15 protein-coding genes are annotated in these 12,416 nt (G+C 75.7%); 12 read left to right on the top strand and 3 right to left on the bottom strand.

Annotated elements, in window-relative coordinates; all coding sequences use genetic code 11:
• The 6 genes from HCJ92_RS17230 to HCJ92_RS17205 all read left to right on the top strand — a co-directional run.
• Nucleotides 1–150 (top strand): DUF3037 domain-containing protein (locus HCJ92_RS17230; protein ID WP_167934502.1); only part of this gene is annotated, 150 nt, incomplete at its 5' end.
• Nucleotides 151–291: 141 nt separating this feature from the next.
• A complete protein-coding gene (gene fabG, locus HCJ92_RS17225) occupies nt 292–1,050 on the top strand; it encodes a 3-oxoacyl-ACP reductase FabG (RefSeq protein ID WP_167934504.1) in 759 nt (252 codons plus the stop codon).
• A 62-nt stretch (nt 1,051–1,112) separates the two neighbouring features.
• A complete protein-coding gene (locus tag HCJ92_RS17220) occupies nt 1,113–1,949 on the top strand; it encodes an SDR family oxidoreductase (protein ID WP_167934501.1) in 837 nt (278 codons plus the stop codon).
• A 108-nt stretch (nt 1,950–2,057) separates the two neighbouring features.
• On the top strand, nt 2,058–2,738 hold the full coding sequence (gene ung / locus HCJ92_RS17215; RefSeq protein WP_167934500.1) for a uracil-DNA glycosylase: 681 nt from the start codon (nt 2,058–2,060) through the stop codon (nt 2,736–2,738).
• Between the two features lie 144 nt (nt 2,739–2,882).
• Entirely contained in the window at nt 2,883–3,503 is a 621-nt protein-coding gene (locus HCJ92_RS17210) for a hypothetical protein (protein ID WP_209311246.1), read from the top strand.
• Nucleotides 3,504–3,584: 81 nt separating this feature from the next.
• Complete coding sequence (locus HCJ92_RS17205; protein WP_167934499.1) at nt 3,585–4,490, top strand: Gfo/Idh/MocA family oxidoreductase; 906 nt, start codon at nt 3,585–3,587, stop codon at nt 4,488–4,490.
• Between the two features lie 90 nt (nt 4,491–4,580).
• On the opposite strand, the gene HCJ92_RS17200 is transcribed toward HCJ92_RS17205, so the two are convergent.
• Both HCJ92_RS17200 and HCJ92_RS17195 read right to left on the bottom strand, forming a co-directional pair.
• Nucleotides 4,581–5,462, bottom strand: a complete 882-nt coding sequence (locus HCJ92_RS17200; RefSeq protein ID WP_167934498.1) for an undecaprenyl-diphosphate phosphatase — start codon at nt 5,460–5,462, stop codon at nt 4,581–4,583.
• Nucleotides 5,459–6,337: a TVP38/TMEM64 family protein gene (locus HCJ92_RS17195; protein WP_338054226.1), complete on the bottom strand. Its 879-nt coding sequence runs from the start codon at nt 6,335–6,337 to the stop codon at nt 5,459–5,461. The genes HCJ92_RS17200 and HCJ92_RS17195 overlap by 4 nt, the downstream gene beginning before the upstream one ends.
• Nucleotides 6,338–6,453: 116 nt before the next feature.
• Here HCJ92_RS17195 and HCJ92_RS17190 point away from each other — a divergent pair, with 116 nt between their 5' ends.
• The 3 genes from HCJ92_RS17190 (at nt 6,454) to HCJ92_RS25405 (ending at nt 8,613) form a co-directional block, all read left to right on the top strand.
• A complete protein-coding gene (locus HCJ92_RS17190; protein WP_167934497.1) occupies nt 6,454–7,299 on the top strand; it encodes a fused MFS/spermidine synthase in 846 nt (281 codons plus the stop codon).
• A gap of 122 nt (nt 7,300–7,421) precedes the next feature.
• Complete coding sequence (locus tag HCJ92_RS17185) at nt 7,422–7,886, top strand: DUF4442 domain-containing protein (RefSeq protein WP_167934496.1); 465 nt, start codon at nt 7,422–7,424, stop codon at nt 7,884–7,886.
• A 37-nt stretch (nt 7,887–7,923) separates the two neighbouring features.
• Nucleotides 7,924–8,613 carry an acyltransferase gene (locus HCJ92_RS25405; RefSeq protein ID WP_167934495.1) on the top strand — a complete coding sequence of 230 codons (690 nt, stop codon included), beginning with the start codon at nt 7,924–7,926 and terminating at the stop codon, nt 8,611–8,613.
• 38 nt (nt 8,614–8,651) lie between these two features.
• Here the strand turns inward: HCJ92_RS25405 and HCJ92_RS17175 are convergent, their stop codons facing one another.
• Nucleotides 8,652–9,086 carry a CoA-binding protein gene (locus HCJ92_RS17175; RefSeq protein ID WP_167934494.1) on the bottom strand — a complete coding sequence of 145 codons (435 nt, stop codon included), beginning with the start codon at nt 9,084–9,086 and terminating at the stop codon, nt 8,652–8,654.
• A gap of 124 nt (nt 9,087–9,210) precedes the next feature.
• Here HCJ92_RS17175 and HCJ92_RS17170 point away from each other — a divergent pair, with 124 nt between their 5' ends.
• The 3 genes from HCJ92_RS17170 to HCJ92_RS17160 form a co-directional block, all read left to right on the top strand.
• On the top strand, nt 9,211–9,843 hold the full coding sequence (locus HCJ92_RS17170; protein ID WP_167934493.1) for an IMPACT family protein: 633 nt from the start codon (nt 9,211–9,213) through the stop codon (nt 9,841–9,843).
• Nucleotides 9,844–10,035: 192 nt separating this feature from the next.
• Nucleotides 10,036–11,214 (top strand): exonuclease SbcCD subunit D C-terminal domain-containing protein, encoded by a 1,179-nt coding sequence (locus HCJ92_RS17165; protein WP_167934492.1) that lies wholly within the window; start codon nt 10,036–10,038, stop codon nt 11,212–11,214.
• Nucleotides 11,211–12,416, top strand: a 1,206-nt coding sequence (locus HCJ92_RS17160) for an AAA family ATPase (protein WP_167934491.1), incomplete at its 3' end; no start/stop codon positions are given. The genes HCJ92_RS17165 and HCJ92_RS17160, both read left to right, overlap by 4 nt.

Genomic DNA, 12,416 nt, shown 5'->3' with positions numbered 1-12,416 from the left:
GGTCAGGCGGCGGGCGATGACCCGGGGCGGCGGTTCCGGTGGCTGACCGCCCCGCGCAGCACCGTGGTGCAGCCCGGCCCGGTGCACACCGGCCTCACCGCGGACCCCGTGGCCGAGGCGGAGCGCCTGCTGGAGCTGCTGGTCCGCTGAGTCCGGGCGAAGGCGCGGCCCGGCGGGGCGCGCCCCCGGCACCGTTGACACCTCGGTCCGCGCCTTCTAGCGTCCGATCGGACCACGCGTCCGCCCGGCCCCCACCGCCCCGGGCGGCGACCGCAGCCCCGGGAGGCCCCACTGACCACCGACCGACGTGTCGCCGTCGTCACCGGAGCGGCGCGCGGCATCGGCGCCGCCACTGCGATCCGCCTCGCCCGGGACGGCCGGGACGTCGCCGTCGTCGATCTGGCCGAGGCGGAGTGCGGGCCCACCGTCGACGCCGTCACCGCGGCCGGGGGGACCGCGCTGGCGGTCGGCTGCGACGTCACGGACGGCGCTGCGGTGGCGGCGGCGGTGCGGCGCGTCACCGCCGAACTGGGACCGCCCGCGGTGCTGGTCAACAACGCGGGCGTCACCCGCGACAACGCCCTGTTCCGGATGACCGACGACGACTGGGACACCGTCGTCGCCGTCCATCTGCGGGGTGCCTTCCTGATGACCCGCGCCTGCCAGGCCGCCATGGTCGACGCGGGCTTCGGGCGGATCGTCAGCCTCTCCTCGACCTCGGCCCTCGGCAACCGGGGGCAGGCCAACTACGCCGCCGCCAAGGCCGGTGTCCAGGGCTTCACCCGGACCGTGGCCCTGGAGCTCGGCCGATTCGGTGTCACCGTCAACGCGGTCGCCCCCGGCTTCGTCGCGACCGCGATGACCGCCGCGGCGGCGGAGCGCGCGGGGCTGACCGTCGAGGAGTTCGAGGCGGAGATCGCCGCGCGCACCGCCGTCCGGCGGATCGGTCGTCCCGAGGACGTGGCCGACGCGGTCGCCTACCTCGCCGGGGACGGCGCGGGGTACGTCTCCGGTCAGACGTTGTACGTCGCCGGCGGTCCCGCCGGCTGAACAGGGCCGAGCCGAGCGCCGACCGCGCCGGCACCGCGAGAGAACGACCGAGAGGCCGCCCCATGACAGCAGCGCACTCCGTCCCCGGTACCACCGATCGCACCGGTGGGGACCCGCTGCCCGCCGACGGTGCGGACGCCGCTGCCGCCCGGTCGCCGGAGGGCAAGGTCGCGCTCGTGACGGGTTCCAGCCGGGGCATCGGCCTCGCGGTGGCCGAGGCGCTCGTCGCGCGCGGCGACCGCGTCTGCCTGACAGGTCGCGACCCGGACACCCTGGCGCGGGCGGTCGAACACCTCGGTCCGGAGCGGGCGATGGGCGTGGCCGGCAAGGTCCACGACCCGGCCCACCGGCGGGAGGTCGTCGACCGCGTGATGACCCGCTGGGGACGCGTCGACCACCTCGTCAACAACGCCGGGATCAACCCTGCCGTCGGAGCGTTGGCCGAGGCGGATCTCACCGTCGTCCACAAGGTCCTGGAGGTCAACGTCGTCTCGGCGCTCGCCCTGGCGCAGGCGACCTGGGAGGCGTGGCAGCGGGACAACGGCGGTACCGTCGTCAACGTCGCCTCGGTGGCCGGAGTCTCCGCCTTCCCGCTGCTCGGCGCCTACGGGATCAGCAAGGCGGCGCTCATCAGCATGACGCAGCAGCTCGCCCACGAACTGGCCCCCGGGGTCCGCGTCAACGCGGTCGCACCCGCGGTGGTGAGGACCCGCTTCGCCGCCGCGCTCTACGAGGGCCGCGAGGCCGAGGCCGCCGCCGCGTACCCGCTGGGCCGCCTCGGCGCGCCGGAGGACGTGGGAGGCGCCGTCGCCTTCCTCACCTCCCGGGACTCCGGCTGGATCACCGGGCAGACCCTGCTCATCGACGGAGGTCTGCTGCTGGGCGCCACCGTCACCTGACGGGGTCCACCGCCCGCCGCCGTCCCGCCGTCCCACCGCACCGAGGACTGTCGGACCCCCGGGGTACGTTCGGGCGTGTCACTGGCGAAGGCGACCGGAGGTCCACACGTGTTCGAGAAGCTGCCCGAGTCCTGGCGGGACGTCCTGGGGGAGGAGCTCGCGCACCCCCGCTACGAGGAGCTCGCCGCGTTCGTCACGGCGGAACGCGCCTCCGGGCCCGTGTTCCCCCCGCCGGAGGAGGTCTTCGCCGCGCTGGAGGCCACCCCCTACCACGACGTCCGCGTCGTGGTGCTCGGTCAGGACCCCTACCACGGAGAGGGCCAGGGCCACGGGCTCTGCTTCTCCGTCAGGCCCGGGGTGAAGGTGCCGCCGTCGCTGCGCAACATCTACAAGGAGCTGCTGACCGACCTCGGCCATCCCGCGCCGGACAACGGTTACCTCATGCCCTGGGCCCACCAGGGGGTGCTGCTGCTCAACACCGTGCTCACGGTCCGTTCCGGTGAGGCCAACTCGCACAAGGGCCGCGGCTGGGAGAAGTTCACCGACGCCGTCATCTCCGCCGTGTCCGCGCGCAGCGAGCCGGTGGTGTTCGTGCTGTGGGGCAACCACGCCAAGAAGAAGGCGGCGCTGATCGACACCGACCGGCACGCGATCGTCGACGGCGCCCATCCCTCCCCGCTGTCGGCGCGCAAGTTCCTGGGGTCCAAGCCGTTCTCGCGGATCGACGCGGCCCTCGCGGCGCAGGGCCACCGGCCGATCGACTGGCGGGTGCCCGACCTGGCGGGCTGAGCCGGCCGGGCCGTCGGCGGCCCCTCCCGGCTCGTTGCTCCACCCGGGTCGGGTGGGCCGCTCGTGGCCGCGCCCGGCCCGCGCCGGGGGAGCGGGCCGGACTAGCCTCGGGGTCCGCCGCCGTCCAGCCGCCCGGGAGGGCAGGTGCCCCAGCACACCCCGAGCCAGCATCCGGTGATGCAGCGCGTCGGCCAGGCCGTCATGCTCCACCGCGCCGGTGACCGCGAGGAGGCCCGCAACCGCCTCGCGGAGCTGTGGGCGGACCCGGGGCCCGACGCCGGACCGCTGCAACGCTGCACCATCGCGCACTACCTGGCCGCCGCGCAGGACGACCCCAGGTCCGCCCTGCGCTGGGACCTGGTCGCATTGGCCGAGGCCGACGCCGTGGACGCCGGGCCCGCCCCCTGTACCGACGGGGGCGAGCCGTCCCCGGTGCCCCGCACGCAGGCCGGTGGGGCGCCCTCGCGCGGAGCGTCCGACGGCACCCGGGGTCTGTACCCCCTGCTGTACCTGCGGCTGGCCGGCGACCACCTCGCGCTGGACTGCGTCCCCGCCGCCCGCCACGAACTGGGTCGTGCCCGCAGCGCGGCGGCCCGCCTCGGCGACGACGACCACGGCCGCCGGACCCGCGCCGCGATCGAGGCCCTGGCCGACCGGCTCGCCGACGTCGCGGCCGGGACCCCGCCCTCCGGACCCCGGCCGGCGGACGGAGGCGGCGGCGACCCGCCGCCGGACGGCGCGACGGGAGGCTCGCCCCTGGCCTAGGCTGCGCGACGTCGGGCAACGGCCCGTGTTTGCTGGGACGGTGTGCCGGAAGGCGGCGCCGGCGAGGAGAGGAAGCCACCGGTGAGAGTCGCGGTGATCGGACTGGGCGACATCGCCCGCAAGGCGTACCTGCCGGTGCTCACCGCACTCCCCGGGGTGCGGTTGCATCTCCACACCCGTTCGCCGGCCACCCTCGCCGAGGTCGCGGACACCTTCCACATCCCGCCGGACCGTCGTCACGCCGACCTCGACGAGCTACTGGCCACGGCCCCCGACGCGGCGCTGGTGCACGCGCCGACCGAGGCGCACCCGCCGCTGGTGACCCGGCTCCTGACAGCGGGGGTGCCGACCTACGTCGACAAGCCGCTCGCCTACCACCTCGACGACGCGCGCCGGTTGACGGAGCTGGCGGCATCCCGCGGCCTCCCCCTGGCGGTCGGCTTCAACCGGCGGTTCGCCCCCGGGTACACGCAGTGCCGTGACCACTCGCGCGACCTGATCGTCATGCAGAAACACCGGGTGGGCCTGCCCGACCAGCCCCGAAGGGTGGTCTTCGACGACTTCATCCACGTCGCCGACACGCTCCGGTTCCTCGTGCCGGGCGAGGTCACCACCACGGACGTCCGGGCCCGGGTCCGCGACGGGCTGCTCCACCACGTGGTGCTGCGGCTGGCCGGTGACGGCTTCACCGCGTTGGGGATCATGAACCGGCTCTCCGGCTCGGCCGAGGAGATCCTGGAGGTCTCGGGTGCCGACACCAAGCGGGAGGTCCGCAACCTCGCGGAGGTCGTCGACCACAAGGGCCAGCCCACGGTGCGACGCCGGGGGGACTGGGTGCCCGTGGCCCGGCAGCGCGGGATCGAGCAGGCCGTCCACGCCTTCCTCGACGCCGTACGCACCGGTCGGCCCGAAGCCTTCGCCGACGCCGGCGACGCGCTGCGCACCCATGAGCTGTGCGAGGAGATCGTGCGCAGCGTGACGGCGTGACGGCGGCGCCCCGTCGGGGCGCCCGTGACGCGACGCGCCGTGGGGGCCGCACCGGACGACCGGCGCGGCCCCCACCGGCGCGGCGAGGCGTCAGCCGCCGAACTCGGCGCCCGCCAGTGGCTCCAGCACCCCGGCCCACACCAGCACCAGGATGGCGACGCCCACCACGATCCGGTACCAGACGAACGGCATGAAGCTCCGGGTCGACACCCAGCGCATGAACCAGGCGATGACCGCCCAGCCAATGGCGAACGAGACCAGCGTCGCGAAGACCGTGGCGCCCCAGCCGGCGTGCCCGGTGTCGCCCCCGATCTCCCGCAGCTCGTAGAAGCCGGAGCCCATGACCGCCGGAATCGCCAGCAGGAAGGCGTAGCGGGCTGCCGCCTCGCGCGTGTACCCGAGGAAGAGGCCGCCGGTGATGGTGGCGCCGGAGCGCGACGCGCCGGGGATCAGGGCGAGCGCCTGCCACAGGCCGAAGAAGACACCGTCGCGGACCGACAGCTGGTCGAGGTCCTTCAGCGGCGCGCGGGCCCGGTGCCGGCCGCCGCGCTCCGCCTGGGTGGCCATGCGGTCGGCGATCCCCAGCGCGATGCCGAGGACGATGAAACCGACCGCGATGAGGCGGAGGTCGCGGAACGGCCCCTCCACGGTGTCCTTGAGCAGGATGCCGAGCACGGCGATCGGCACCGAACCGACGATGACCAGCCAGCCCATCCGGGCGTTGGGGTCACCGCGCAGCGAGCGGTCCACGAGGGACCGGGTCCAGGTGGTGACGATCGCCCAGATGTCCTTGCGGAAGTAGATGAGGATCGCCACCTCGGTGCCGATCTGCGTCACCGCCGTGAACGCGGCGCCGGGGTCCTCCCACCCGGCCACGACCGCGGTCAGCCGGATGTGCGCGCTCGACGAGATGGGCAGGAACTCCGTCAGTCCCTGGACGATTCCGAGTACGAGGGCTTCAAACCAGGTCATGGCGTGCTCTGTTCGTCCCTGTGGTCGAGAACGGCGGTCCCGGTGTCGGGCCGGGTCACGCCACCCGCTGCGCCGGTCGGCACGGCGGTCCCGGCGGTGTCGCCGGTGGTGGTGTCGTCGTCGGCGGTGTCGTCGGTCGTGTCGTCGGTCGTCCGTCCCTCGTGGCCCGGCGGGGCGGCGGCCTGCTCGCGTCGCGCCTGCCTGCGCCGCCACACCGCGCCCGCCACCGGGCCGGAGAGCACCAGGAAGGCGACGGCCGACAGGAACGCGGGGGAGACGGGGTCGGTGGCACGGGACCCGGCCACCGCGAAGGCCGTGCTCTGGGGCAGGCCGCCCAGCGCGGTGGCCGCGAGGAACGGCAGCCACGGCACCCGCGAGACGGCGGCCACGGTGTTGACCACGGCGAACGGCAGGATCGGGACGAGCCGCAGGACCAGGAGCGACCGGAACCCGTGGCTGCTCAGCTGCCGGTCGGCCGCCGTCAGCGCCCTGCCGCGCACCAGCGGGCGCAGCGCCCGCTGGCCCAGGACGCGTCCGACGGCGAAGCCCGCCGCGGCGCCCAGCATCGTGCCGGCCACGGCGAGGGCGGTGCCGGCCGCGGCCCCGAAGAGCGCGCCGGCGGCCAGCACCATGACCGGTCGCGGCACCATGAGCGCGCTCAGCACCCCGAAGCCCAGGGTGAAGACGGCCCAGGTCCCCAGGCCCGCGGAGCCGAGCGTGTCCTCCGTCAGCAGCCGTTGCGGCTCCAGCGTCGCCGCCGCCAGTACCCCGCCGCCCAGCAGCGCGCACAGCACCAGGAGCCGGAAGATCACGGCCGCCCGGGTGAGAGGCGTTTCGGGCAGAACAGGAGCTGGTTCGTCAACGGCGGTGGACACGCGGCGAGCCTAGCCGAAGGGATGTGAACAACTCCGTGCGCCGAGAAGACCGGGCCGTGGCGCACGTACGAACGGGTGTCGGGCGGGGCGGCGACGCCCACGGGGATACTGGGGGAGTGACCAGCGCACCCGCCCGGCCCGTCAGCGCCCCCGTCGCCCACGGCACGGCCCGGCTCCTCCCCGACGTCGACCGACCGCGCGCCTGGCTGCTGACGGTCGACGACGTGCCGCAGTCCTACGTCGACCTCGCGGACCCGAACCACCTGGAGTTCGAGTACGTGCGGCGGCTCGCGCGCCTCCTGACGGCCGCCGTCGCCCCCGCCGACCCGCTGCGCGCCGTCCACCTCGGCGGCGGGGCGCTGAGTCTGCCGCGCCACCTCGCCCACCGCCACCCCGGCTCGCGACACCTGGTGGTCGAGGACGACGGTGCCCTCATCGAACTCGTCACCGCCACCCTCGGCCCGCCGCCCCCGGGTGTGGAGCTCTGCCACGGCGACGCGGCAGAGGTGCTGACCCGGCTGCCGGCCGCGTCGGTGGACGCGGTCGTCGCCGACGTCTTCACCGGGAACAGGACCCCCGCCCACCTCACGACCCCGGCCTTCCTGCGCGCGTCGGCGGCGGCGCTGCGCCCCGGCGGCGTCCACCTCGCCAATCTCGCGGACGCCGCGCCCTTCGGCTTCCTCCGCTCGCAGCTGGCCGCGGCGGTGCGGGTCTTCGACGACGTCTGCCTGGTGGCCGAGCCGTCGGTGCTGCGAGGTCGCCGCTTCGGCAACACGGTGCTGGCCGCCTCGGACCGGCCGCTGCCGACGACCGACATCATCCGCGGCTGCGCCGCCGACGCCTTCCCCGCACGCGTCGTCCACGGCGAGGCACTGCGGCGGTTCGTCGGCGACGCCCGTCCGCCGGGCGGTGCGGGAGTCCCCTCGCCCCGGCCGCCGGACGGGGCCTTCACCGTCGGGTGAGCCGCCGGCCGGTGCCGTCCGCGACCTTCCGCGTGCCGGGGCCGCGGCCCCGGCGACGGCCGCCCGGCTCCGGCGGGAACGTGCCCTCCCCGACCGCGCTACCGGCTGGTAACGTTCCGGCCATGACGGAGAACACGCCCGCGCGTACGCCCACTGTCGGGGACCAGCTCGTCGCCTCGGTGCCGATGGCCCGCACCCTGGGACTGGAGTTCACCGAGACCACGGCCGAGCGGGCCGTCGTCCGCCTCCCGGACCGGCCGGAGTACCGCAACCACGTCGGGGGCCCCCACGCCGGGGCGATGTTCACGCTCGCCGAGTCGGCCTCCGGTGCCATCGTGCTCGCCGCCTTCGCCGACCAGCTCGGCCGCGCCGTCCCGCTCGCCGTCCGCGCGGAGATCGGCTACCGCAAGCTCGCGATGGGCCCCATCACCGCGACTGCCGTGATGCGCCGACCCATCGGCGACGTCGTCGCCGACCTCGACGCCGGAACCCGGCCGGAGTTCGACGTCCACGTCACCCTCCGCCGTGAGAACGGCGACGTCACCGGTGAGATGACGGTCGTCTGGACCCTCCGCCCCAGCAACTGACCGCCATGACGCGGTACGCGGACGGACGGGAGCGGCGGTGCTGACCGCGCTGCGCGGTCTCGCGGGCCGCGCCGCCTCCGGCGTGGCGCACGCCCTGTGGCGGCGCCTGCGGGAGGCGGCGGCCGTCACTGCCGACCGGCCGGGACCCTACGCCTTCCACCACATCGGGCCGAGGACGCGCCTGGCCTTTCCGCAGGGCACCGTCTTCGGCGAGGGGTACATGTCCCTGGGCGCCGGGTGCGTCATCGGACAGGACGTCACCCTCACCGTCGGTATGGCGCCCGACCTGGACCTCGGCCCCGGTCTGCGGCTGACGCTGGGGGACGGCGTGGTCCTCGGCCGGGGCAGCCACATCGTCGCCGACGCACCGGTCACCGTGGCGGACGACGTCTTCCTCGGGCCGTACTGCTACATCACCTCAACCAACCACTCCTACGACGACCCGGCACGGCCGGTCGGACTGCAGTGGCCGCGCGCCGCGCCCGTGGCCATAGGCGCCGGCAGCTGGATAGGCGCCGGCGCGGTGGTCCTCCCCGGCGCGAGCCTGGGCCGCAACGTGGTGGTGGCGGCCGGTGCCGTCGTACGCGGAGAGGTACCGGACCACACCGTCGTCGCCGGCGTCCCGGCACGGGCGGTGCGCCGGTGGACCGCGGACGAGGGCTGGCAGCCTCCCCTGCGCACACCGGCTCCCGTCCCCTGGACGGGACCGCCGCCGGGCGACGGCTGACCAGGACCGACCTGGTACGCCGAGCGCGGCGCCGGTCGTCACCCCGTCGCGGGCCGCAGCTCCGCGAACTCCGGCCGCCCCAGCTCGATCGCCGGGCAGCGGTCCATCACCATCGCCACCCCCGCCTCGCGCACCCGCTCGAACGCGGCCTCGTCGACGACCCCGAGCTGGAACCACACCGCGCGCGCACCGACCGCCACGGCCTCGTCCGCCACCGCCCCCGCCTGCGCGCTGTTGACGAACACGTCGACCACGTCCACCGGGAACGGGATGTCGGACAGCGAGGCGTACCCCGGCTCGCCCAGCACCGTCTCCGCCTTCGGGTGGACCGGCACGATCCGCTTGCCGAACCGCTGGAGCAGCTCCGCCACGCCGTGGGCCGCCCGCGCCCGGTTGCCGGACAGGCCGACCACGGCCCAGGTCTCTCGCGCCGGCGCGAGTATCGAGCGCACCGTCCCGTCGTCTCCGTACATACCGCTGCCAACCGCCGTCGGCGCGCGGCCATTCCCGGGGCCGACGCCCGCCCGGCGGGCCGCCGCCGGGCCGGGGTCCGGTCCCGCCACCGGCCGCCGCTCGCCCCGCACCTAGGGTGGCCCCATGTCCGCACCCGACCGCTACCTGACCGTGCCGGGCCCCGGGGTCCACGAGACCGAGGTGAACCGGTCGCGGTTCGTCTGCACCCTCGACCCCGCCGCCACCGAGGCGGAGGCGGCGGCGGCCGTCGCCCGGGAGCGGGAACGCCACCCCGCCGCCTCGCACCACTGCTGGGCCTACGTCCTCGGCGCCGACGGAGCGGTCCGCAAGTGCTCCGACGACGGCGAGCCCGGCGGCACCGCCGGCCTCCCCATGCTCCAGATGCTGACCCGCCGTGAGGTCCGCTGCGTCGTCGCCGTCGTCAGCCGCTACTTCGGCGGCACCAAGCTGGGGGCCGGCGGTCTGATCCGCGCCTACGGCGGAGCCGTGGGGACCGCGCTCGACACCCTCGGCACCGTCACCCGCACCCGGTACCGGCTCGCCACCGTCACCGTGGACCACCAGCGCGCGGGGAAGCTGGAGAACGAGCTCCGTGCCCGCGGCCACGTGGTGCGGGACGTCGCCTACGGCAGCGTGGTCACCATCGCCACCGCCCTGCCCGGCGACGAACTCGACGCCTTCGCCGCGTGGCTCGCCGACGCCACCGCCGGCACCGCCACCCTGGAACCCGGCGACGACTGGTACGGCGGGCCCTGACCGGAGCCCGGACGGCGGCGCGTCCCGGCGGCGACCCGCCGGCCGGAGGTGCGCCCGACCGGAGGGCCCCCGACGGGTGGAGGGCGGAGCGGACGGATGCGCTAGCGTGGTGGCCGTTGACGGCGAGCCCGGGTCGCGTCGTGCCGGATCCCGAGGCGCAGGAGGGGGACACGTGCGGGTCGGGGCGATTCTGTGAGGCTGCTCCACACCTCCGACTGGCACCTCGGGCGCGGTCTGCACCGCGTGCCGCTGGTGGACGAGCAGCGGCAGGCGCTGGACCACCTGGTCGCCGTCGCCGTCGAACGCGAGGTCCACGCGGTGCTGGTGGCCGGTGACGTCTACGACCGGGCCGTGCCGCCGCTGCCCGCCGTACGCCTCTACGACGAGGTCCTCCACCGCCTCGCCGAACACGGCATCGCCGCCGTCATCATCTCCGGCAACCACGACTCCCCGCACCGGCTCGGGGTCGCCGCCGGCCTCCTCGGGCGTGCCGGCGTCCACCTGCGGACCGACCCCGCGAGCTGCGACCGCCCGGTGCTGCTCCAGGACGCACACGGCACGGTGGCCGTCTACGGCATCCCCTACCTCGAACCCGCCCTCGCGCGCGCCGAGTTCGGGGTCGAGCGCGCCGGGCACCGCGAGGTGCTCGCCGCCGCCGCCGACCGGATCCGCGCCGACCTCGCACGCCGAGGCCCCGGCGTCCGCTCGGTCGTCCTCGCCCACGCCTTCGTCACCGGGGGCGTCGGCTCCGACAGCGAGCGGGACATCACGGCCGGGGGAGCGGCGGCGGTCCCGGCCGCCCTGTTCGACGGCTTCGACTACACCGCCCTGGGGCACCTCCACGGTGCGCAGACCCTCTCCGACCGCGTCCGCTACTCCGGCTCCCCGCTCGCCTACTCCTTCTCCGAGGCGTCCCACCGCAAGTCCATGTGGCTGATCGACCTGGGGCCGTCGGGCGAGCTGTTCGCGGAGACCGTGCCCCACCCGGTGCCGCGGCCCCTGGGCCGCATCCGGGGCCGCATCGAGGACCTCCTCGGCGACCCGACGCACGAGGGCCTCGAACAGCACTGGGTGGAGGCGACGTTGACCGATCCCGCACGCCCCGAGGAACCCATGCCGCGGCTCCGCGCCCGCTTCCCGCACCTCATCAGCCTCGTCCTCGACCCCGACCCGGTCCCCGGCGACGGCGCCACCAGCTACGCACAGCGGCTGCGCGGCCGGACCGACCGTGAGATCGCCGCCGACTTCGTCCGGCACGTGCGCCCCGGGTCCGGACCCACCCCTGCCGAGACCGAGCTGCTGGACCGCGCACTGGAGGCGGGCCGTGTCGCCCCGCCCCGGAGCGGCGGGGCGGAGGACCGCCCGGCATGAGGCTCCACCGGCTGACCCTCACCGCCTTCGGGCCCTACCCCGGCACCGAGCACGTCGACTTCGACCGCCTCGGCACCGCCGGCCTCTTCCTGTTGCACGGGCCCACCGGAGCGGGTAAGACCGCCGTGCTCGACGCCGTCTGCTACGCCCTGTACGGCTCCGTGCCGGGCACGCGCCGTGCCGACCTCGGGGCCCTCCGCAGCCACCACGCGGCACCCGAGGTGGCGACGGAGGTCGTCCTGGACGTCACGGTCGAGGGCCGCCGCCTGGAGGTCACCCGCCGACCGGAACAGCTCCGCCCCAAGAAGCGCGGCGCAGGGAACACCCGCGACAAGGCCGTCAGCCTCCTCGCGGAGCGCGCAGCGGACGGCGCCCTGCGTCCCCTCAGCCGGTCCCACCAGGAGATCGCCGAGGAGATCGGCACCCTCCTCGGCATGAACCGGGAGCAGTTCTGCCAGGTCGTGCTGCTGCCCCAGGGCGACTTCGCCCGGTTCCTCCGCGCCGACGCCGAGGACCGTGCCAAGCTCCTCGGCCGGCTCTTCGACACCAGCCGCTTCGCCACCGCCGAGCAGCACCTCGCCGCCGAACGCACCACCGCCCTGGAGACGCTGCGCGACGCCGACCGCACGGTCGACCACCTGCTCCACCGTGTGCACCAGGCCACCGGAGGCGGACCGCCGCCGCCCCCCGCCGAGAGCGCCCCCGCACCCGGGGAGGACCGCGCCGACGCCGCGCTCGGCTACGCGGCAGTGGCCCGCTGCACCGCGCGGGAGGACCGCGACCGCACCGCGCAGGCCGCCGCAGCCGCGGAAGCCCGCCACACCGCCGCGCACACCGCGCACGAGGCCACGACCGAGACCGCGCGCCTGCAGCAACGCCACGCCGAGGCCCGTGACCGGGCCGGACGCCTCGCCGCGGCGGCGGACCACGTCGCCGCGCTGCGCCGCCGTCTGACCGCCGGGCGCGCGGCCGGCACCGTCGCACCGGCACTCGACCTCAGGGAGGAGGCAGCCGAGGAGGCCGCCCGCACCCGCGCGACCGAGCGGACGGCGCGCGAACGTCTCCCGACCGGACTGCGCGAGGCGGGCGCCGGGTGCTCGGTGCCGCCGCAGACGGCGCAGGGTTCGCCGGGAAGCAGTCCGGCGGCGAGCTCGGCGGCCACCGAGTCGAGTCGCCGCTCACGGACGAGCAGCCACTCCTCG

It is taken from the genome of Streptomyces spiramenti (assembly GCF_012034385.1).
Taxonomy (GTDB): domain Bacteria; phylum Actinomycetota; class Actinomycetes; order Streptomycetales; family Streptomycetaceae; genus Streptomyces; species Streptomyces spiramenti.
Note: the sequence above shows the minus strand (reverse complement) of the source record. Positions and strands in the feature narration are given on the sequence as shown.

What these genes read in the sequence shown, in the direction of transcription:
- HCJ92_RS17185 (WP_167934496.1), top strand. Translation starts at nt 7,422, where the DNA reads ATGACGGAGAACACGCCCGCGCGTACGCCCACTGTCGGGGACCAGCTC.
- HCJ92_RS17200 (WP_167934498.1), bottom strand. Translation starts at nt 5,462, where the DNA reads ATGACCTGGTTTGAAGCCCTCGTACTCGGAATCGTCCAGGGACTGACG.
- HCJ92_RS17220 (WP_167934501.1), top strand. Translation starts at nt 1,113, where the DNA reads ATGACAGCAGCGCACTCCGTCCCCGGTACCACCGATCGCACCGGTGGG.
- HCJ92_RS17175 (WP_167934494.1), bottom strand. Translation starts at nt 9,086, where the DNA reads ATGTACGGAGACGACGGGACGGTGCGCTCGATACTCGCGCCGGCGCGA.
- HCJ92_RS17170 (WP_167934493.1), top strand. Translation starts at nt 9,211, where the DNA reads ATGTCCGCACCCGACCGCTACCTGACCGTGCCGGGCCCCGGGGTCCAC.